The sequence below is a fragment of the Kamptonema sp. PCC 6506 genome (assembly GCF_000180455.1).
GTDB classification, from domain to species: Bacteria; Cyanobacteriota; Cyanobacteriia; order Cyanobacteriales; family Microcoleaceae; genus Kamptonema; species Kamptonema formosum.
In genome coordinates, this window is record NZ_CACA01000221.1 from 18,701 (window position 1) to 38,775 (window position 20,075).

The 20,075-nt window shown below is 42.0% G+C and carries 23 protein-coding genes and 1 tRNA gene; 10 read left to right on the forward strand and 14 right to left on the reverse strand.

What is annotated here, in order from left to right; translation table 11 throughout:
* Positions 1-73: 73 nt before the first annotated feature.
* The 8 genes from OSCI_RS11445 to OSCI_RS11480 form a co-directional block, all read right to left on the reverse strand.
* Entirely contained in the window at positions 74-403 is a 330-nt protein-coding gene (locus tag OSCI_RS11445) for a DUF760 domain-containing protein (protein WP_007355107.1), read from the reverse strand.
* A 41-nt stretch (positions 404-444) separates the two neighbouring features.
* Positions 445-960 carry an SMC-Scp complex subunit ScpB gene (scpB, locus tag OSCI_RS11450; RefSeq protein ID WP_007355108.1) on the reverse strand — a complete coding sequence of 172 codons (516 nt, stop codon included), beginning with the start codon at positions 958-960 and terminating at the stop codon, positions 445-447.
* Between the two features lie 248 nt (positions 961-1,208).
* The gene (locus OSCI_RS11455) at positions 1,209-2,057 is read right to left on the reverse strand and encodes an ABC transporter ATP-binding protein (protein WP_007355109.1); all 849 of its coding nucleotides are present in this window, start codon (positions 2,055-2,057) and stop codon (positions 1,209-1,211) included.
* Positions 2,058-2,210: 153 nt separating this feature from the next.
* A complete protein-coding gene (locus tag OSCI_RS11460) occupies positions 2,211-2,900 on the reverse strand; it encodes a hypothetical protein (protein ID WP_019487078.1) in 690 nt (229 codons plus the stop codon).
* Positions 2,901-3,028: 128 nt separating this feature from the next.
* Positions 3,029-3,709 carry a KilA-N domain-containing protein gene (locus tag OSCI_RS11465; RefSeq protein ID WP_007355111.1) on the reverse strand — a complete coding sequence of 227 codons (681 nt, stop codon included), beginning with the start codon at positions 3,707-3,709 and terminating at the stop codon, positions 3,029-3,031.
* Positions 3,710-3,784: 75 nt separating this feature from the next.
* A complete protein-coding gene (locus OSCI_RS11470) occupies positions 3,785-4,042 on the reverse strand; it encodes a TIGR02450 family Trp-rich protein (protein ID WP_007355112.1) in 258 nt (85 codons plus the stop codon).
* A gap of 59 nt (positions 4,043-4,101) precedes the next feature.
* Entirely contained in the window at positions 4,102-4,923 is an 822-nt protein-coding gene (locus tag OSCI_RS11475) for a class I SAM-dependent methyltransferase (protein ID WP_007355113.1), read from the reverse strand.
* A gap of 106 nt (positions 4,924-5,029) precedes the next feature.
* Positions 5,030-5,959: an ADP-ribosylglycohydrolase family protein gene (locus OSCI_RS11480; protein WP_007355114.1), complete on the reverse strand. Its 930-nt coding sequence runs from the start codon at positions 5,957-5,959 to the stop codon at positions 5,030-5,032.
* A gap of 490 nt (positions 5,960-6,449) precedes the next feature.
* Here OSCI_RS11480 and fraC point away from each other — a divergent pair, with 490 nt between their 5' ends.
* From fraC to larE, 4 genes are all read left to right on the forward strand, one after another.
* Entirely contained in the window at positions 6,450-6,968 is a 519-nt protein-coding gene (gene fraC, locus OSCI_RS11485; RefSeq protein ID WP_019487080.1) for a filament integrity protein FraC, read from the forward strand.
* A 61-nt stretch (positions 6,969-7,029) separates the two neighbouring features.
* On the forward strand, positions 7,030-7,983 hold the full coding sequence (locus tag OSCI_RS11490; RefSeq protein ID WP_007355116.1) for a DUF5357 family protein: 954 nt from the start codon (positions 7,030-7,032) through the stop codon (positions 7,981-7,983).
* On the forward strand, positions 7,980-8,753 hold the full coding sequence (locus OSCI_RS11495; RefSeq protein ID WP_007355117.1) for an ABC transporter permease: 774 nt from the start codon (positions 7,980-7,982) through the stop codon (positions 8,751-8,753). The genes OSCI_RS11490 and OSCI_RS11495 overlap by 4 nt, the downstream gene beginning before the upstream one ends.
* 151 nt (positions 8,754-8,904) lie before the next feature.
* Positions 8,905-9,720, forward strand: coding sequence for an ATP-dependent sacrificial sulfur transferase LarE (larE, locus tag OSCI_RS11500; RefSeq protein ID WP_007355118.1), 816 nt, complete (start codon positions 8,905-8,907; stop codon positions 9,718-9,720).
* Positions 9,721-10,108: 388 nt separating this feature from the next.
* Here larE and moaC read toward each other — a convergent pair whose 3' ends face one another.
* The gene (gene moaC, locus OSCI_RS11505; RefSeq protein WP_007355120.1) at positions 10,109-10,627 is read right to left on the reverse strand and encodes a cyclic pyranopterin monophosphate synthase MoaC; all 519 of its coding nucleotides are present in this window, start codon (positions 10,625-10,627) and stop codon (positions 10,109-10,111) included.
* A 77-nt stretch (positions 10,628-10,704) separates the two neighbouring features.
* On the opposite strand from moaC, the gene OSCI_RS11510 reads away from it, so the two are divergent.
* Positions 10,705-10,777 (forward strand) — tRNA-Arg (locus OSCI_RS11510).
* Positions 10,778-10,858: 81 nt separating this feature from the next.
* On the opposite strand, the gene OSCI_RS11515 is transcribed toward OSCI_RS11510, so the two are convergent.
* The gene (locus OSCI_RS11515) at positions 10,859-12,070 is read right to left on the reverse strand and encodes an MFS transporter (RefSeq protein ID WP_007355121.1); all 1,212 of its coding nucleotides are present in this window, start codon (positions 12,068-12,070) and stop codon (positions 10,859-10,861) included.
* Between the two features lie 310 nt (positions 12,071-12,380).
* On the opposite strand from OSCI_RS11515, the gene OSCI_RS28425 reads away from it, so the two are divergent.
* Positions 12,381-12,557 (forward strand): DUF433 domain-containing protein, encoded by a 177-nt coding sequence (locus OSCI_RS28425; protein ID WP_007355122.1) that lies wholly within the window; start codon positions 12,381-12,383, stop codon positions 12,555-12,557.
* A 79-nt stretch (positions 12,558-12,636) separates the two neighbouring features.
* Here the strand turns inward: OSCI_RS28425 and OSCI_RS11520 are convergent, their stop codons facing one another.
* From OSCI_RS11520 to OSCI_RS11530, 3 genes are all read right to left on the reverse strand, one after another.
* Positions 12,637-13,224 (reverse strand): D-glycero-alpha-D-manno-heptose-1,7-bisphosphate 7-phosphatase, encoded by a 588-nt coding sequence (locus OSCI_RS11520; RefSeq protein WP_007355123.1) that lies wholly within the window; start codon positions 13,222-13,224, stop codon positions 12,637-12,639.
* Between the two features lie 387 nt (positions 13,225-13,611).
* A complete protein-coding gene (locus OSCI_RS11525; protein ID WP_007355124.1) occupies positions 13,612-14,571 on the reverse strand; it encodes a glycosyltransferase family 9 protein in 960 nt (319 codons plus the stop codon).
* A 95-nt stretch (positions 14,572-14,666) separates the two neighbouring features.
* Positions 14,667-15,962, reverse strand: a complete 1,296-nt coding sequence (locus OSCI_RS11530; protein WP_007355125.1) for an RNA-guided endonuclease InsQ/TnpB family protein — start codon at positions 15,960-15,962, stop codon at positions 14,667-14,669.
* A gap of 627 nt (positions 15,963-16,589) precedes the next feature.
* Here OSCI_RS11530 and OSCI_RS11535 point away from each other — a divergent pair.
* Both OSCI_RS11535 and ispD read left to right on the forward strand, forming a co-directional pair.
* The gene (locus OSCI_RS11535) at positions 16,590-17,234 is read left to right on the forward strand and encodes a Uma2 family endonuclease (RefSeq protein WP_007355127.1); all 645 of its coding nucleotides are present in this window, start codon (positions 16,590-16,592) and stop codon (positions 17,232-17,234) included.
* A gap of 44 nt (positions 17,235-17,278) precedes the next feature.
* On the forward strand, positions 17,279-17,971 hold the full coding sequence (gene ispD / locus OSCI_RS11540; RefSeq protein WP_007355128.1) for a 2-C-methyl-D-erythritol 4-phosphate cytidylyltransferase: 693 nt from the start codon (positions 17,279-17,281) through the stop codon (positions 17,969-17,971).
* On the opposite strand, the gene OSCI_RS11545 is transcribed toward ispD, so the two are convergent.
* Entirely contained in the window at positions 17,937-18,848 is a 912-nt protein-coding gene (locus tag OSCI_RS11545) for a LysR family transcriptional regulator (protein ID WP_007355129.1), read from the reverse strand. The genes ispD and OSCI_RS11545 overlap by 35 nt on opposite strands.
* Positions 18,849-19,029: 181 nt before the next feature.
* On the opposite strand from OSCI_RS11545, the gene OSCI_RS11550 reads away from it, so the two are divergent.
* Together OSCI_RS11550 and OSCI_RS11555 are read left to right on the forward strand one after the other, a co-directional pair.
* A complete protein-coding gene (locus tag OSCI_RS11550) occupies positions 19,030-19,314 on the forward strand; it encodes a hypothetical protein (protein WP_007355130.1) in 285 nt (94 codons plus the stop codon).
* A 354-nt stretch (positions 19,315-19,668) separates the two neighbouring features.
* A complete protein-coding gene (locus OSCI_RS11555) occupies positions 19,669-19,956 on the forward strand; it encodes a hypothetical protein (RefSeq protein WP_007355131.1) in 288 nt (95 codons plus the stop codon).
* Positions 19,957-20,075: the final 119 nt, after the last annotated feature.

Here is a 20,075-nt window from a genome sequence, read left to right on the forward strand (position 1 = left end):
GATGAGGAAGTTAAATCTTCCCTACCTTCCCCTGCTCCCCTGCTCCCCTGCTCCCCGCCCCCGCTCCCTCTTCCTACTCAGGAATAGAACGAGTGCTGGCTAAATTTTCCTCTAGTTGCATCCGCAGTTCCATCTGCCGCAAAAAATAACCTGTCATCATGGCTGAGGCTAGCAAACCTGCTAAGTTGTCCCGGTCTGTTGTAATTTGCACGTTGAAGTTATCTGAAGGCAAACCGCCGACAAGTCCTTGGACGTTGTGGGAGATGATTTCTTTGATTTCTGGACTAACGGACTTGGCGACACGAGCGAGAACTTCTGGAGGTTGGTGCTGGAGATACTTCAGCAGTGGGTTGGCTGCGGTTTGTTGGGCATTGGAATCAGAAAAGTTAGGGTTAAAAACCATTATGTGACTCTGAATGTCAAGCTTGTTAGTTCTAGTTTAAACTACTCTTCTTCGCTTGCCTCTAAATTTGCGTGAAAGTTCAGTGTTAGCTGTTTTGGTAACTGGTCTAGTTGAAAATACCGATGAAATTTGTCTGTAACTTGTAGCCAAGAAGACCTACTTTCAGGTTGTCTCCGTTTACGTACAAAACCGAGTTCGACAAGTTCTTGAACTTGCTGATAGGCTCCTGAACCGCGCAAGTTAACTAGGTCACTTTGACTCAGGCCTCCTTTAAGGGCGATCGCAGCGAGTGTCCGCAGGGCTCCCACGCCCAATTCTGGGGCAATTAAGGCTTGCATTAAAGGGGCAAATTCTTCTCTAAGTTGGAGGCTGTAACCTCCTGGGGTTTCGACGACTTCTAGGGCACTATCCCTACGGGCACTGTCGGACATGAGTTCGATCAGAGCGTCTTTGACTTCGCCGCGATCGCACTTGGCAATTTCGGCAATTTCCGCTATTGACACGGGTTGACCTTTTAAGTAAAGGATGGCTTCTATCTGGGTAGCTAAACGTGGCATTTTGTTAGTTGTTAGTTGTTAGTTGTTAGTTGTTCGTTGTTAGTTGTTAGTTGTTCGTTGCTCGGAGTTAAATACAAATAAACTTTCATGTTTTGTAGTAGGTGGACATAAATAAACGCTATAACTTGTAAGGTGGGCGCTCGCCGACAATTATCTATGGCGATGAATTACAAGCTTGAAGCGGCGAGCGCCCACCCTACTTTTAATTATGTCCGACTTTCATTAATTTTCAATTTTTAATTTTTAATTCAATCCAATTGTCTTCCTGTCAATTCTACAAAAATATCTTCTAAATTTGAAGGGCGCACCATCATCCCAGTTTTATCAGGTTGCTGTTCGAGATAAGCATTAGCTTCTTCGAGGTTAGGGAAAAATTTGTACTCCCACCTATCACCTATTTGTTTCATTACTAACCCTTTGCCGTGAACTGTTCGCAGTTCTTCTAAAGTCCCCAGTTCAATTAACTTACCGCCCTCTACAATGCCGATGCGATCGCACAAATATTCTACCTCATCCATGTAGTGCGTCGTCAACAACATGGTCATGCCTTGCTTGTTTAAATCGCGAATAATTTCCCACAGCCGCCGCCGCGTCTGGGGATCGAGTCCGACAGTTGGTTCATCTAAAAATAAAATTTTCGGCTGATGTAACAAAGCTCTAGCAATTTGTAATCTACGTTTCATGCCTCCCGATAAAGTTTTCACTAAATCATCGCGTCTTTGACCTAATTCCACATAGTCCAGCCACCTATTAATTAACTCTTTTCGCTGAGGGTTGGGGATATGGTGCAGCCTCCCATGAAATTCCATGTTTTCCCATATTGACAAGTCAGTATCAACGCTTGTTTGTTGTAGCACAACACCAATATTTTGCTTCACCTGCAAGCTTTCCCGCACTACGTCATATCCCCCTACCTGAATGGCACCGCTGGTGGGTTTGGTGAGGGTAGTCAACATCCGAATTGTCGTAGATTTACCAGCACCGTTGGGGCCGAGTAGACCAAACATTTCACCCGGTTCGATGGTAAAAGAGAGGTCGTTGACAGCAGAAAAGTTATTGTAGACTTTACAAACATTTTGGAGGGAAACAGCAGGCATAACTTTAGGAAGAAGGAAGAAGGAAGAAGGAAGAAGGAAGAAGGAAGAATGTTTATACAGTCAGCTTTTTAGCCATCCCGATCTTATGTTTAATTAGGTGGAGCTACTTAGTAAACTTTCTGATAATTTAACCGATTTTAGGTTGCGGTCGCGCTATTGTGGTTGAGTTGGGGACACCGGGCTTAACTCAACAATACGGCTGTCGAGTCTCCTCGCTGCATCTGCGATCGCTATACTGGGACTCTCACCGTCAAGATACAAAATCATCAACATTGCGCCTAAATTTCCCCGCCGAAATACGGCCATTTCCAGGCGCATAGGTATCCCGTTAAGTTGGCCTTTTGTCACCCATTTAGCCGATGCGTCGCCAATATTTTCGCCCATCGGTGATGAAGTGATATTGGAAAAGTCTCCTTGACTACCCTCATTTAAGCCTTTGAGGAACTCCTGTGCAAAATCTTGTTGGCGGATCGAACTATCAAAGCTAGCTTGCTCTATCCGACTCAGCATTGGCATTGTGAAACCCACAATTAACTGAAACTGCTGGTCATCACTTTTTTGGAAAGCAAAGACATTTTCAGCTTTAACTTCATTGCCATTATTTAACTGCTTCTTGAGTGATTCTGCTTCGCCAGACATATCTTTGAAGCCAGAAGGTAAGTCTTGCAAAGTCAGGACGGCTTTAGGTAAATCTGGTGTAGTAGTAGCAATATTTGTAGGCTGAATTGTAGGCTGAATGCGGTTTAAAGCAGTTACTGAATTTGCACTCGCTCCCAAGGTAAAACCATCAGTCAAGATTGCAGAAATTACCAGACACATTGAGACAGTAAGTTGTTTTTTCATACTCCTCCTATAAACTATACTGGTGCGTTAAGCAGTCGGACATAAATAAATGCTTCTATCGCTTGCATGGTGGGTGCATGGTGGGCGATTGCCACTTTACATTTAAGTGTGTCCATCTACTTAAATTGTTAATACTCCCAAGTTACCTCAATATCAAAGACAGTGCAATGGGAGCGAATCATGCTTAAAAATGCGGGGGATGCTTCCCCGAAAAGGTGAATCCGCTTTTGGTGGTCGGGGTAAGACTGACCGTAAATTATAACCTGACCTACGGCACATTTCCAATTGTTAACTGATTTGACCTCTATTAACTCTTTAGCGGTTAAAATATCAATTTTTCCTGCTAAAGTTTGTACTTCGCGTTTCACTGCACCAATGCTTTTAGCTAATTGGCTTTGTACCTTTTTTTCTGTTAACTTTACTTGGCGTTTTACGCTTAAATATTCCCAATATTTATAAGCTAGTTCGTCTACGGAAAAAGTGCCGCCGTTTCTGCCGCGATAAATTTGATAAATTTCGCCATTAACTTGAGTTCGCAGCAATTTTATGAGAAATTGTGTATGCTTAAGGGCTATCCAACGGGAAGGAATTTTATTTTTAACGCTGCCTGCTACTCGCCACATATCATTAAGACAAATTAAACCATTCTTTCTCCGAACTTGGGAAGTGGGGATGTTGTTCGATTCTAGAAATTTGTCTTCTACTTTCCATTCAAACAGCTCTAACTGTTTATATTCAGGCTCCTTTTCAGTTTTGTCGATCGCCCCTGCTGATAATTTTACAATTGGTACTGCTATCTCGCTCCTCATCCCGACTGACCTGCTGATACTGCTGATCTATCCAACCACACATTGGTAAAAATGGGAAGGTGTACAGCCAAATTGTTAAGGGTAATTATCAGTTTCTAAGTCCTCTAATTCTTGTGTAGACTGCCATCCAGCTTGCCAGAGGTTACGATCTTTTAGCTGTTGGGCGTTCAGCCAGAAGCGGATTGCGGGATCGCAGGCGGCTACCATTTCGGCAAATACCCATTTGCCTTGATTTTTTCTATTTGTAACCTGAAAGTGTCGCCATCCCCAAGTTTTTTGTTGTGCTGTCCATTTCGAGCCAACTAGATAAGGAAATTTCTGTTTTTTCTGCATTTTTAATTAGTAATAGTCGTCAATATAGTTTTGGGATTTATATTGAATTGACTTGTTTCTTAATAACTTTCTAGCGTGCAAAGGAAGTAGAATCTAAAAATATTAGATGCTAAGGAGACGTGAGGGCGATATTCTCTGTGCAGTTCAGCCGTTGAGAAATTTTCCACCACTTTTAGATTTACTTTTTTAGCTAAATCATCAATATTAGCAAAGCCGCTTTTCCACACTGCGCCCATTTTTTCTAATTTATTCATGTAATCATCCATATCTGAATAGCCTGTGCTTCTGGCAATCACTTGGTCTGACATATAATCAAAGGATATTCTAAATTGTCCCACATTTTCGCGAAGTTGTTTCATCACAAATCTTACTTCTTCTTCAGTCAGATAACTGGTATTTCCTTCCCAGATAAAATAGGCAGGAAGATCCAAGTTAAATTGATGCTTGCCTAGTAGGTGAATTAAATTATCTTTGATATAATCGCCAGGAATATAGCTAACATTGGCAGCGATGCCGTTGGCCGTTAAGATTTCCTCTTTAAATTTAAGAGTTGCTTCATTTTCAATCTCAAAATACTTAACGCCTACGATATTTTTTCGGGCGGGGCGGGTATCTAAACCAGAACCTAAAATGACTATTTGTTTACAGCCCTGTAAAATTTCCTTTGAGAGGGTATCGTCAAAATATTTAGTACGAATTTTGACCATTTCTTTAGCCGCAGGAAAATTGATGGCGGCATCTTCAGCGATTTTTTTTGTATCGCAATTCAGGAAGAGTTTTACAATTTCATCATTGTAAAGAGGTGTCGTATCTTGACTGCTATCTGCTCGATATTCGGCAATAATAAAAGCAGTGCCACTTACATTTTTGATTTCTAACATTTATTTTTTGCACGCATTTACTTTTTAATTAAGCGACCTTCTCCTCTAGGAAGTTTTGATAAATATCAGGGGATTTTTACTGAGATTTTGGTCAATATTTATTGACTTATATTGAATTAGCCAAAGAAAAAATTTGCTCAGCAAAAGATTCAATCATATCGCGGTGAGCTAATCGAGATCGCCAAGCTTCCGGGATTCCATTTTCTCCATAAAAAGCACCTGCCAACTGCCCATAAACAGCACCAGTTGTATCTGCATCGTTGCCCAAATTAACAGCCAATAAGCACCCTTCTTTAAACGAATTGCTGCGATAAAATGCCCAAAGTGCCGCTTCCAAAGATTTGACAACATAGGTTGTACCTTTTATTTCTGGCGGTTCGCGGCGTTTGAAGGAACCCGCTGCAATTTCGTCGATTTCATCTGTTAGAGGGTGTTGTTCCCAATATCCCGATATAAGGCTGTAGCGTTCTGAAAGTAACTCTTCTTTACTCACTCCATTAACAGCACCTACAATTAAAGATCCCAAATATCTGCAAGCATCTAAACAAGTAGTAGCACCGTGAGTTGTACGCGAACTATCTTTGGATTTCTCTATTACTTCCAGAGGTATTTTAGCATAAAATAAAGGCACGGGAGCTAAGCGCATAATTGAGCCATTGCCAGCGCTCAAAGGATCTATAGATCCGCAAAAAGGTTTACCAGTTTCTTCAAATTTCCACAGTGATTGTTGCACAGTATTGCCAATATCAAAGCACTCTCCATTACTGCTTAAATGTCCGGTTTTTTCCCATCGCAAATATGTTTGCAATTGGTGAACTGGATCGAAACCTTTTTTCTCAATTAAACTCTCAGCTAAGCAAAGTGCCATTGAGGTATCGTCTGTCCACTGTCCCGGTTGCAGTCGAAAAGGGCCGCCACCTACTAGATCGTTAATAGGGGTAAATGTTCCGGGTCGCTTGAATTCTAAAGTTGTTCCCACAGCATCGCCAACTGCTAAACCTAGAAGGCAACCGCGATATTTTTCTATGTGCTGCATATATTTTTTTTGTTCTTTTCTTGGGGTAGTGAAAACCCCGCCTGAAACCCAGAGATAGTAAAGATTTTGCCCACTTACGCTAAAAAAAAATTGGAAATTAAATGCTGAAGTATATTTTAGCTACAGTATCTATATACCCGGCTTTACTACTATTGTCAAGGTCGGGGACTGGAAGAATTTTAGATGCTATCTCAACCGTTTTATCTTTTTTGTTTAGCTCCACCTATTTTTAGCTACAGCAAATAAAGCCATACATTTGCTCATTATAGCTCCTTACCTGCTCCCAGAAAAATTTTTACTAATTTCTATCCTTTTAATAATCTGTAGAGCTTGTTTGCACCGTCCTGGTTTGGTAAGTCCAGTAGCTATTTCAACTAAAGATGGCAGCGATTGAGAACACTAAAACCTTTCTCTACTTAAACTTTATTCATGTACTATATAGATTATGGCAACGCCATCTCCCAGTCTAACTTCTTCCTTCTTCCTCATCATGTTTCCCACTGTTTTACCATTGCGTGCTTTTTTATCTCAAATTTTAATTTTGTGGTTAGCAATCGCAATAGAATCGTGGTTCTTTCAAAAGTCCCTAATGCTCAGTCCCAAAACCAGCGTAGAATATACAGCAGTAATTAATTTATTCTCGACCTGCATAGGTTGGTTAACTTTTTTTGTTTGGGAAAGCTTTCTATCAAAAGGCGAAGTAGAACTACTTATGGGTTATATCCTTTTAGGCCAGTGGCATCCTGTTTCTGCGCTCTTAATTTTGGCAGCATTTCTAATTTATACTATATCTTTTTTAGGAAAATGGAAGGGATTAGAAATATTAAAATTTCTTTTACTACAAACAAATCAAAATAACTCTGCAATGCCCGTGCCAATAGGTAGTCGTAATCTTGTTCGCAGCCAGAAAAAATCTGCTCAAGGATTCACTCAATTTGGTGTACTTTTAATAGCACACACTTGCAGTCATTGTGTCATTTTGCTAGTATTATATCTAGAAAGCCAATGAATGCAATTAACTGTCAACAGTTAAATCAAGTAGTTTTAATACTTCCCTGAGTATTAGTGACATGAGAAATCTTATTAAAGCCAATGTAATTTTACAAAGGATTTTGCTTCCGCCTCAAGTTTTACATTGGAAAACACCTCTATTAATCAGTCTGTTTTTCTTCCTGTTCTCAGCCTTAGAAATTAAGAATAAAGCACTCAAGGATACTCTAGCTGATTGTAGCTGGCTATTTTTGACAATTGGGATTGGTTGGCGGACAAGTCAGGAGCCATTTATCATCTCTGGAATTAGTCTTAGTCCTTGGATTACAGGAGCATTAATTAGCGGGTTTTTATCAGTAAATTTGACTCCCGATCGCCAATCTTTAGCTGTTATCTTTTGGCCCTTGATTTCAATATGTCTTGCTGTTATAATTAAATTTATTCGTTCAGGGGCAAAATTGCAACCTCATCCCCCCTTAATTCGCCCAATATTTTTAGTGATAATTCTGACTAATACTCTTCTAACTTGTTTTCTCGCATTTCATTTTATAATTCAAGACTGGCTACAAGAATATCCGAGCGTGCTAGCCGAGGATTTCACTAAGAGCGGTTTCGTTGTCAATTTCAAGCCGCCATCCCTCAATAATTCTAGAGGTATGACTATGCTTAAAGTAATGGAAAATCAACTGAGACTTAAAACTCGAAAAAGATCGTGGCAAAAAGTAGAAGAATGGCTAATTGCCGTGAGTAGGAAACAAGTTTCTCTGCGAAATCAGATGTTTAAAAATATCTCTCCTCTTGCAGAAAACTCGAAGTGGGATATAGAAACTTATGTAATCCAAGGGCAATCTCTTTATAAAATAGAATTTTTGGCAAGATGGCTTGGGCCTACTACCAAACCGGGAGGATATACCCTGAGCAAATATTGTGAGGTAGCGAAGGTATCAAATAGAGCAACTGTTAATTGCGATCCAATTAAGATATATAATCCTACTAGGAAAATAGACATAATTAAAGGAGTAAACCAAGTATGAATGTGAGTAGAATCTTCACTATTGCCCTTAATGTTTTTTGGGAAGTGATTCGCGATCGTATTCTTTACCTAATTGTTTTTTTTGCTGTGTTAATGGGGGCCGCCGTGAGGTTTATCCCAGAACTAGCAGCGACAGCAGAGAGAAAAATCATCTTAGATATTGGCATGGCTGCTATTGGAGTTTTGGGCTTAGTTGTTACAGTTTTTGTCTCCACTGGGCTTGTTAATAAAGAAATCGAAAAACGGACGGTTTATGTCTTAGTGGCTAAACCGATTTCGCGCTCAGAATTGATAGTTGGTAAGCATATAGGATTATCAATTGTGCTGGCTGTGCTGGTAGCGGGAATGACTCTTATTTATATAACCATCCTAAGTTTAAGTCAAATTTCTTACCCACTAGGAAGCATTTTAATTGCCACCTTATTTGTCTGGATAGAGTTGTCTCTGCTAACAGCAGTAGGGATTCTCTTTGGTGTATTTACAAGTTCGCTACTGGCAACTTTGCTGACGTTTGGAGTTTATTTGATGGGGCACTCAACCCGCGATTTAGTAGCGCTAGGCAAGTTAACCAAAAATCCTACTATTGAGCAATTAATGATGGGGCTGTATCTGGTTTTACCCGACTTAGCACGGCTAAATCTAAGAAATGATGCTGTTTACGGTCAAATACTGCATATAGTTGCTTTAATCACTAATGCTGGCTATGGTTTGCTGTACATAGTGCTGGTGTTGTCAATTGCGATCGCAGTCTTCTCGCGGCGGGAATTTTAAGATATAATGGAAAGGAATTAATCTGAACATTGCTGACAAAAACAGCTTGTAAATTGCCCTTTTTGGTGGTATAATAGCCCCTAGAGGGCAAAGTTAGGTTAGTGATGAGTAAGTCAGAAAAAAGAAAAAATAATGAAATTATTTTGAAATTATGCTAACAGAAAAATTAGAACAACTACAAACCATATTTAGTCAGATGGATCGGGCTTTAATTGCCTACTCAGGTGGAATTGATAGTACCTTAGTCGCAAAAATTGCTTTTGATATGCTCGGCAATCGCGCCTTAGCTGTTACAGCAGTTTCCCCATCTTTATTACCAGAAGATTTGGAAGATGCCCGCATTCAAGCCTTATCAATTGGAATTGCCCATGAGGAAGTGCAAACTCAAGAAATGGCTAATCCCAATTACACTTCTAACCCAGTTAATCGGTGTTATTTCTGCAAAAGTGAATTGCACGATACCCTCAAACCTTTAGCAATTGAACGAGGTTATTCTTATGTAGTAGATGGCGTTAATGCTGATGATTTAAAAGATTATCGTCCGGGAATTCAAGCTGCAAAGGAAAGAGGGGCGAGATCGCCTTTAGCAGAAGTAGGTGTTACTAAATTAGAAGTGCGGCAATTGGCAAAAGAATTGGGTTTGCCTTGGTGGGATAAACCCGCACAACCTTGTCTGAGTTCCCGCTTTCCTTACGGTGAAGAAATTACGGTTTGGAAGTTACAAAGAGTGGGACGTGCTGAGAGGTATTTGCGGCAGTTGGGATTAAAGAATCTGAGGGTAAGATCTGAGGGAGATACGGCGCGGATTGAGTTACCAGCGGAGGAAATTAAGGAGTTTGTATTGGGTGTGGATTTGTCGGGAATTGTGGCAATGTTTCAGGAGTTTGGTTTTGTTTATGTGACTCTAGATTTGGAGGGCTATCGCAGTGGAAAATTGAATCAACTACTTTTAACTGTTAATAGTTAGTTGTTGGTGGTTAGTGGTTAGTTGGTATTTGTTGGTGGGTAGTTGTTAGTGGTTAGTGGTTGTTAGTTAGTTGATAGTTGTCATTGCGTTGGCGTAGCCTGCGCGTAGCGCTTACGCAGTGAAGCAATCCCCAACCCTTTGCTAAAGCGTTAAAGTCTGTGATTTCTGCTTTAGCACTATCGAAGTAAGCTATTACGCATCTAATAAATCGAATACAAAGACGGGCAGGATGCCCATCCCACAAGAAGCTTATAAAAACTGACTGTCAAATTAGATGGGTAGCAGCTTAATCTTAATCTATTGCGATTGCTTCGCTACGCTCGCAATGACAACTATCAACTAACCACTACCAACTAACAGCTAACCACTAACCACTAACCACTAACTATTAACTATTAACAAAATCCCCAGATTTACCACCTGTCTTACTTACCAATCGAATTGATTCTATCTGGATCGACTTTTCCAAAGCCTTCGCCATATCGTACAACGTCAGCGCGGCCACCGAAACCGCCGTCAAAGCTTCCATTTCCACACCTGTTTCCGCCTTGGTTTTGATCTCAGCGCGAATTTGATACCCCGGTAACTCGGCATCTGGTATCACCTGAACTTCTATTTTTTGCAGGGGCAAGGGATGGCAGAGGGGAATCAATTGTGCAGTTTGCTTGGCCCCCATGATGCCAGCGAGTCTTGCGGTTCCCAAGACATCGCCTTTGGGGGCATTGCCAGCTTGAATTGCGGCAAATGTCTCCGGTGACATCCGTACCTGGGCGGCGGCTACGGCTTGGCGGAGGGTGGGGGTTTTGGCTGAAACGTCCACCATTTGGGCTTCGCCGCGTTCGTCTAGATGAGTTAGTTGACTCTCTGTGGGCAATTTAGAAGAATTTTGCTGGAGGTCTTGCGTCATTTTGGAAGTTGTGTTATTATTAATTTTGGTGTGAAAAAGACTTTTGGGTTGAAAAATCCAAAATCTGAAATCAACCAGGGCTTGTAGCTTAGTGGATAGAGTGCATGGCTACGGACCATGAGGTCGGGGGTTCGAATCCCTCCAAGCCCGTTTTAAATTAAAAATGAAAAACTAAAAATGGCGAAAACCATTTTAATTGTCTTTTGATTTTTAATTTCACATTTTTGATTTTTAATTCTTCAGGGCGTAGACATCTTTACCTTGACCGAGGGAGAACCTTAGAGAGTGGGGTAAATCTTTGCTGGATTTGGTGATAAACAGGATTGTAGCGAAGATAGCGAGTATGCAGGCGATCGCGAACATATTTCTATAACCGAAAAATTCTGCGACTAAGCCTAGTGTAGGGCCTGCGATCGCAATTCCCAAATCAAACCCACCCACACACAAGGAGAACAGACGACCTCGTTCGTGAGGTTCGCACCTGTCCGCCATTAGCGTTACCATCATCGGAACTACTGTTCCGCCACCAATACCTTCAAACAAGGCTGCTAGCAAAAAGGCATTGCTGCTATTGGCCGTACACATAACTATCATAGAAAGAGCATAGCAGACCAAGCCGCCACTAATAAAGATGCCGCGACCGTAGCGATCGGAAGCTTTGCCGGTGGGTAAACGGATCGCGAAACTGGCGATCGCGGCCATCGAGTAAAATAGTCCTGGATTTAAATTTACCTTTGTCTGCTGTAAAAACAAAGGCATAAATGTACTCACAGCCCCAAATACCAAACCAACGGACATCAAAACTAAAGCGGGAATGCGAACGCGAGGGTTCCAAAGCATTTGAAAATAAGACAAAATCTCATTAGATTTTTGAGTTTTGATTTGAGATTTTTGCTTAATCTTGGAAGTATCTATATAACCAGGTTCCCAAACCTGGTAAGTGCAAATTAAAGCCAACATTCCTAGACTAGAAGACATCATAAACAAAGGTGTATAACCCACCCAAGCTTGTAAATATCCGCCAATAGCCGGCCCAATAGCGATACCAACCGGAGTAATCAAACTCATATAGCCAATTAATTCTCCCCTGCGTCCTTCCGGGGATAAATCTGTCACCAAGGCGCTATAACCAGTGCTAAAAGCGGCAATACTAATGCCATGAAAAGCCCGAATTACTAGCAACAAAGGGATTGATGTTACAAATAAATAACCCATTGGCGCGAGTTCTGCTACTAACGCACCCACAAGTAAAACCAGCTTTCTACCCCTAGTATCGGCCATCGGCCCCAACCAAGGTCGTGATAGCAATAGTCCGATGGCAAAAGCGCCCATGACTAAGCCAATTTGCTGATTTGTACCGCCCACATATTGGACGTAAAGGGGCAAAGTTGGCAGTAAGGAACCTAAGCTACACCAAAATAATAGACCTGAAATGAATAACATTTGCAGGCTACGCCTTCGTTGGGGGTCAAGGGTGCTAAAAACGTTCAATTGACAAATTCCTGTTGATTTTGATTTTATCAGGTTATGACTGGGGGTCGCGATCGCACTTCCTACCTTTGACTCACCCAATCGGGTGAATTGGGATAGCCTGGGTGAAGTCGCCGTGTCCTAAGTGCTACTTCTACTTTGTAACAAACTTTGAGGGATTTAGGAATGTAGATGCGATCGCGTACCTGCTAATTTAATGATTATCGAAACTAGAATAAACTTGAACCTCTTGCTATAATTAGTAAAATTGAGGATAAAAATTATGCAGCCAGAAGAATATTTTGACTTTCTTAATCCCGAAGATATCCGGGTTAAAGGAACGCGAGTTGGCATTGAACATATACTCTCTGAATACATCCACAATGGCAAACCTCCTGAAGAAATAGCCAAACAGTTTCGCACTGTCACGCTGGCTCAAACAAAATATCCCAGCGATTGAAATCGCGGCTACACAAACCAAGTCCGCCTACGCGGACTATACGCGGACTAATAGGATTGATAGACTTTTGCTTTCTTGTTTAATCAACATCAATTCGCCTCAAAATCCACTCAACTGCTACCGCTAAATCTGCTGCAATAAAATCCGGTTTAGTATGATGCTGATATTCCCCACTGAGTACACTTTCACCATATCCCGTCTGCACTAAAATCCCTTGGCAACCAGCATTATGAGCCATATCAACATCAGTGGCTTTATCCCCCACCATAAAACTATTTTGCAAGTCTAAATCCTGTTCCCAAGCTGCGGCTACTAACATCCCCGTGTTCGGTTTTCGCCAAGTAGTCCAGCGCGTAAATTCGGGGTTGATTCCGCCTTCTGGTTGACTCAAATAAGGACAATAATAAAGAGCATCTAATTTTGCGCCTGCTTCTATTTCTAACAAATTACAGAGACGTTGATGGAGTGCATCTACGTGGCTAACTGGATAATAATCTCTGGCTGGACCAGACTGATTAGAAACTAGACAGCAAAATATTCCTCTGTCATTTAATTGACGTACTGCTTTAGCTACTCCCGGAATTAAGTTTAAGTCTTCAAGGCGGTGAATATATCCAGCTTCAATATTTAAAACTCCATCGCGGTCAAGAAAAACTGCTTGTTTCATTATACTTGTTAGTTGTTGGTTGTTAGTTGTTAGTTGTTGGTTGTTAGTTGTTGGTTGTGGTTTGTTATAGCACTTCGTGAAATCCATCACCAGAGTTAATAAAATGGAGACAATTAAACCAAGACTTACGCAAGTCGAAGTTAGAAACCAGGTTTCGACCTAGATATCTAGTTGAAAAGCAGGGTTTTTTAGAAAAAACCCGGTTTCTGCGCGGATTGTATAAATGTAAGCTGGGCGATCGAAAAAAATGTATGTAGATGATAGCTTAAGATGGTAGTCACCGATCGCCCACCCTACAAGTTATAGAAGTGTTTATTTATTAAGTTAACAGTTAACCATTAACAATTAACCGTTAACAGTTAACCGTTAACAGTTAACCATTAACAATTACCCTCCCCAGACTTTTTTGAGAACGTCTTGAGGTGAAATGTCAGCCATTTTACCCGTAGGTGATTTGAGGCCAATAAAACGATCGCTCTTTGGCAATAACTTCGCTGGGTCAGTAGGCCCAAACAAGGCGATCGTATAAGTCTGAACTGCTACCGCTAAGTGCATCGGCGCACTGTCAGTACATAGCATCAAATTAGCAGCAGCGATCGCAGCGGCCAACTTACCAATATCATCAGGCGCGATCGCCAACACCTGCGGACAAGACTCCACTAATTTGTCCACAAAAGCTGCATCCTCCGGCCCCTTAACCACCACCACAGGCAAATTAGGCTGTCGCTGTTGTAAATCTTGAATAATCTGCTGCCATTTATCCACAGGGTAAATTTTGTCAATCCCCTTAGACAAAGCCAACTGACTAGAACCGCCGTGAATCAAAATGTAACCGCTATCTTTAATCCCTAAACGCTGCTGTTCCGCTTCAGCCCATTGTATGTCTTGCTTGGGGACATTAATTGCCAGGGGCGGACAGGGCGTATTAATATCAAAGCCTTGGAGTAAATCGTGATACATTTCCGCAGCATACTGCTCAGTTTTTAGCGGTATCGCGTCCGTCAGAAAAATAGAACCGCCGCCAGCATAGCCAACTCGCTTGTTAATACCAGTCAACCACAGCAGGAGTCCCACACTCCAGCGCTGTCCCAGGGAGATCACAGCTTCGTATTCGCGATCGCGGATAATACCCAGCAAGTTTCCCCAGTCAGCTAAAGCATTGCGGTCTTTAAAATCATAGGGGATAACTTCTTTGACAGACTTGCAGACACGGTAGGCACCTTTGGCCCTTGGTTCCACGATCGCGTCAACCTGAGTATTCGGATAGAGTTGTTTTAAGCCATCCAGGGTAGGAAAAAACAAAATTTGATCGCCAATCCCCCCAGGAACAAGGGCAACAATTCGCATATTAGTCACTTGAGCTTACCAACCGATATTCTAAAGGAAAAAATACTTATCAAATCAGGATTTTGACACTCCCCGGTCTAAACACACGGGGATTCTTAAGGACAAACTTTGGGAGATGAATCCGCCCAAAGTTTAATTCTTAAAGGGTTAGTCAGCAACCCGCTACCCACTCGCTCAACAAATGAGTCTGTGGCTACTTTTGCTTTTCTAATGATGTTCGCTGCCCCGTTAGTATCTGCATTGATTAACCACCCAGCGCTAGAACGGTACAGACCTCGCTTGATTCGCTTACCCGATGGCTGCCAATTGTTGGGTTTTTCACCAACTTTTACTGGCAGAAAATCTCGGTCTAAAAAACTAGCTTTTGACGTATAAGATTCGTCTTGATCTACAAATCGCCATCCCCTTAAGTTACATTCTTGAGCTAGGCGTTCTTTGACTTTAGATGTCGGTATTTGGACAAAGTTCTGATTGGTCTTACCTCCCATATTTACTTCTTGCTTTTGCCCCTTATTCCAACCGAAAATCATGACGTTAATTTGGTGGTTTTCGCAATAATCTACGATGGTTCTAACTGCCTTATTAACCGCATCTCTCATCCTTCTGGTACGAGTTTCCGACAACTGTTGCAGCCGTTTTGACGAGAAACCTTTAGGCATCTTATATTTGGCGTGTTCCGATTCGATTCGCGCCTTTTCTTTGTTAAACCATTGGTTCCAAGACTTTAACTTCCGACCATCAATAATAAATGGCTTGCCATTGCTAGAGACACAAGTTAACCAATTATTGATGCCGCGATCTATTCCCAAAATCCCTGTTACTTCCAAGCTACAGCTAGGGGCTTGTTTGGTAAAAGATTTATGAATGTACTCGACCCAAACCTCACCATTTCTAGGGATTAGCCGGAGTTCTTTAATCTGACAATCTTTGATCCGTTCAGGTAACGGAACCCAGAGAGCATCTGTTCCAAAATGTTCTTTACCTTTATTCCCTAGAGGTAATCTAACTTTATTCCCCACTACTTTCAACGCTTGACCAGGATATGAAATCTGATACATTCCTCCTTTGGTTCTGTACTTGGGAAGTCTCGGTTTTTGGTTGAGTTCTCCTTTATAAGCTAATTTCTCTAATGCTCGGAAAGAGTTAAAAGATTCAGCAACAGATTTGATGGATTGTTGCGCGACTTGCGAGTATAGCAACCCGTAATTCTCGTTGGTCTTGGCAATCCTGTACAAATCGAGATATTTGACAGCACTTTTGTTTTCAAAGTACCGTTGCCGACTTTCATAAGTCCCGACATTAAACAGGTTGTTTGACCATCTCAGTAGTTGCTCGACAATGGTCTTGTCGAACCCCGTTAAATGCCATACATCTTTTTGTACTGCGTACATTTAATTTACTGTCTGTTGTACTATGTTTACTGTACACCATAAATAGACAAGTCAAGCTCAGACTGAAACAAGTTAAGCGGTTACATTGAAGCACAAAGAGTCGGCAGGATTTATCCTGCAATGCCCTTTCATCCCTGGACTAAAGTCTAGCGAGTTTTCAGGGTATTTCTTATAAGGCAGGGCTGTTTCATTCTCAGATCGAAAGGCCAGTTTGTGTAGGGCAGTGCCCCCGTACCTACCCCCAAACCCTTAGTCCGTCAAGGGTTAAAACCCTGCCTCAAAGTTTAAGTCCTCGCTTAGTGGACTGAAGAACTTAATTAGTCCACTAAGCGAGGACTTAAGCTATAAGAGTAGGGTTTTATACCAAATCCAGGTTTCCCATCCCGTTTATTCTCTTAGTCCGCGCAGGCGGACTTCGTTTGTATAGAAGCGGTTTTAACCGCCGATTCATAAAGGGGATAACTAACCCGGATTTGGTATTAACCCCTGGCGGGTTTCAGCTTAAGTTGACACTAATGCCTTGGGGCGCTACCCTACAAAGCCTTAATTTCCTGAGAATGAAACAGCCATAAACTCGATTAGCGGAAATAATTCAGCCGTGAATCCCTAACTCTACACGAGGCAACTATGCAAGTCCAACTTCAACAAATCATCGTCTCCCCCGGTCAGCAACTTCTGATGACCGATGTCAGTTGGCAAATGTACGAACAACTGTTAGAGGAGTATGCTGAAAAACGGGGTACGCGGATTAATTATAGTCAGGGAATCTTAGAAATTATGGTGCCCTTACCGGAACATGAAGATGATAAAGTAATGATTGCTGACTTTGTAAAAGCCATATTGGAAGAATATGAGATAGAATTTCGCAGTCTGGGTTCGACCACGTTTAAAAGTCAAAATATGTTACAGGGACTAGAAGCCGATGACTGTTTTTATATCGAAAATGAGGTCGCCGTTCGCGGCAAAAAACGTATTGATTTAACTGTCGATCCGCCTCCAGATTTAGCCATTGAAATTGACATTACTTCTCGCACCCGGTTTAATAATTATCAAGCATTAGGAGTCGGAGAACTGTGGCGATTTAATGGGAAGAAATTAGAAATCAACGTGCTGCAAGCAGGGCAATACGTACAGGTTAGTGAAAGTCCTCATTTTCCAAGGTTGCCATTGCTGGATCGAGCGATCGCTCAGTATTTAGAACAAAGTAAAATTGAGGGAAGAAATAAAACAATGAAAGCTTTTCGGGCTTGGGTAAGGGCACAAATTGAATAAAAAATAGATTTACTTAGTTAACAAATTACAATCAAGGAGTCATCGTGCATTTATTAATTCCCGCCGCAGGCAGTGGCCGGCGGATGGGCAGCGATCGCAATAAGTTGCTGCTACCATTATTGGGCAAATCCTTACTGGCTTGGACTCTGGAAGTCGCTGAAGCCTCGGAACATATTACCTGGATTGGGATTATGGGCCAACCAGCAGATTTTCCTGACTTTCAAGAAATTCTGACCAATTTCCCTCTGACTAAGCCAGTCCTACTGATTCATGGAGGTGCAACTCGCCAAGAGTCAGTTTACAACGGTTTGCAGGCGCTTCCAGCAACAGCAGAGCAAGTTTTGATTCACGACGGCGCGAGGTGTCTGGCCACGCCAGATTTGTTTAATCGCTGCGCTGAGGCGTTGTTCCAGTTTCCGGGTTTAATTGCGGCTGTCCCAGTTAAGGACACGATTAAAGTTACTGATGAAACTGGCTTAGTAAAAGATACTCCCGATCGCAGCCAACTGTGGGCGGCCCAAACTCCCCAAGGATTTGAGGTCAAATTATTAAAAGATTGTCACGCCAAAGGCCGTCAATTGGGATGGGAAGTCACAGACGATGCGGCTTTGTTTGAAAAATGCGGTTTGCCAGTCCAAATTGTTCAGGGAGAGGAGACAAATTTGAAGGTGACAACGCCAATGGATTTAGCGATCGCAGAATTCATCTTGCGGCAACGAGCTCAGGCGCACCTTTAAGCGTATCCAAAAACGCAAACACCGCCGGTACTAACAGCGCATCTTTCAAAACAGCTACCCCAATTATCCTTTCCAGAGGAACTGGCAAACTGTACACCTGTACCCCTTCCGGTATCGGTTCCGCAGCCAAACGCGGGAGAATTGCTACACCCAAACCTTGGACAACCATGCTGAGAATTGTTGAGTCTTCGCTAAGTTCGTAAGCGATATCGACAAGCAATTCCGCAGCCGTCAAGTAATTGCGAATCGGCCAAGAACAGCTATAGTCCGGCGGTTCTAAAATTAAGGGGAAACTAGCTAAATCTTCCCAGGTAAATTTATTACCTTTTAATTTGGCATTCGGCGGTACCAAAACAATATATTCATCGCGCAAAAGTTCCCTAGTTTCAAACTCATCGCAAGTAGGAATAGTGACGATACCAATATCTGCGCGGCGCGATCGCACAGCTTGTTCCACACCCTGAGTATGGGGAATTTCCGTAATGCTGACCGCAATTTTGGGGAAACGGCGGCGGAAGTTGGCAATCACTCCGGGGAGTACGTGAGTCGCCACGCTGCGAAAAGAGGCAATTCGCACTAATCCCCCCTGCAAACCTCTTTCTAGGGAAGCTTCTTTGACCATCATCTCTAAGGATTGCAGAATTTCGCGACCGTGAGCGAGAATTCTCTCTCCTACTGGCGTTAGGTGAGCACCGTGACGGCCTCGGTGAAATAGGGGCACGCCTAATTCTTCTTCTAAACTCGCGATCGCATGGCTGACTGCTGACTGCGACAATTCTAGAGACAAAGCAGCATCACTAAAATTGCCGCAATCCGCCACTGCAACCAAGGCGTGTAACTGCGAGATTTTCATTTTGCGCGTATTAATTTCTTTCATAGGCTTGGTATCAGTTTTGCCTAGATTGCGATCGAGGGAGGACTGGGGATGGAAAAATCTATCTATCGATTTTATTCATGTAAGCTATTCAAACCATGCTTTGAATATCTATTTATAACTTGTTAAAGTGAGTTTAACAGAGAAAACAACGAATACAGTCTCGCACTTGAGGAGTGCTGCTATGCAAACATCTGAGAAGTGGCTAGACCCAGAAAAGCTAAAATTTACGTCAATTCCGGGGAAAGAGTCTCAAACCAAACAGCCACCTTTATTATCCCTACTAAAGCACATTTTTGAGTCTTTACTTGCAGCCGCTATCTGCCGCGATGAACTCAGACTTTGGCAAACATCAGATCGGTTGGGCAATACCTTATGGCACGCTTACGATCCGGCTACAGGTCGCTCTACATCTGCGGTCACTGAAGATGAAATGCGAGTTTGGATTGAGCAACATTACTACAAATAGTTTAGGGCAATCGCGCTTTTTTGGCAATTGTACCAGCAATATTTCTGAGCAACTATCTGTAGCTAGCATTGAGAAGAATGTTCTTAGCTAGTACAGATTGATGAAATTCGACTAGAACAGTTACATACTATGGCAACTGTTCTAGTAAAACTTGAAAAATCTGTACCTTTGCAGATGGACAGTCATAGATGAAAGTAGAGATATAGGTACGTTGTTGCGCTTTAGCGAAAGCAGCGTCATGACATACAAAATACTGAAGTTATCTAATTGACGTTACTTTAGATTGCTATCTCTCTGCTAAATTATCGCGTCAATTTTTCTTACAACTCAAACAGATTAAGGGAGTTTACGGCTATGTTTGAACGCAATTCCCAATTTACCGCTATTAAACTTGAAAATAATCAAGTATTCAGGCTACCAAAAGCCTACCGAGATGTGCAGGTTTTGTCAGGAACCGCTTGGATAACTATTGACAAACAAGATATCATCTTAAAAAGTGGAGAAAAAGTTTCACTTCCCTTAAGTAAAAATTTTGCTGTAATTTCTGCTTTGAGTAAAAGCCCGTTAATTTTGGAAGTCCTGACTGATGAGAAGAAAGCAATAACAAACCAATTTACGGAGCGGTTAACAGTAGTCCGTTAAACGCGATTATGGTAAGCTATTACGCATCTAAATCGAATACAAAGACGGGTAGGATGCCCATCCCACAAGAAGCTCATAAAAACTGACTGTCAATTAAACGTAGGGTGGGCGCTCGCCGC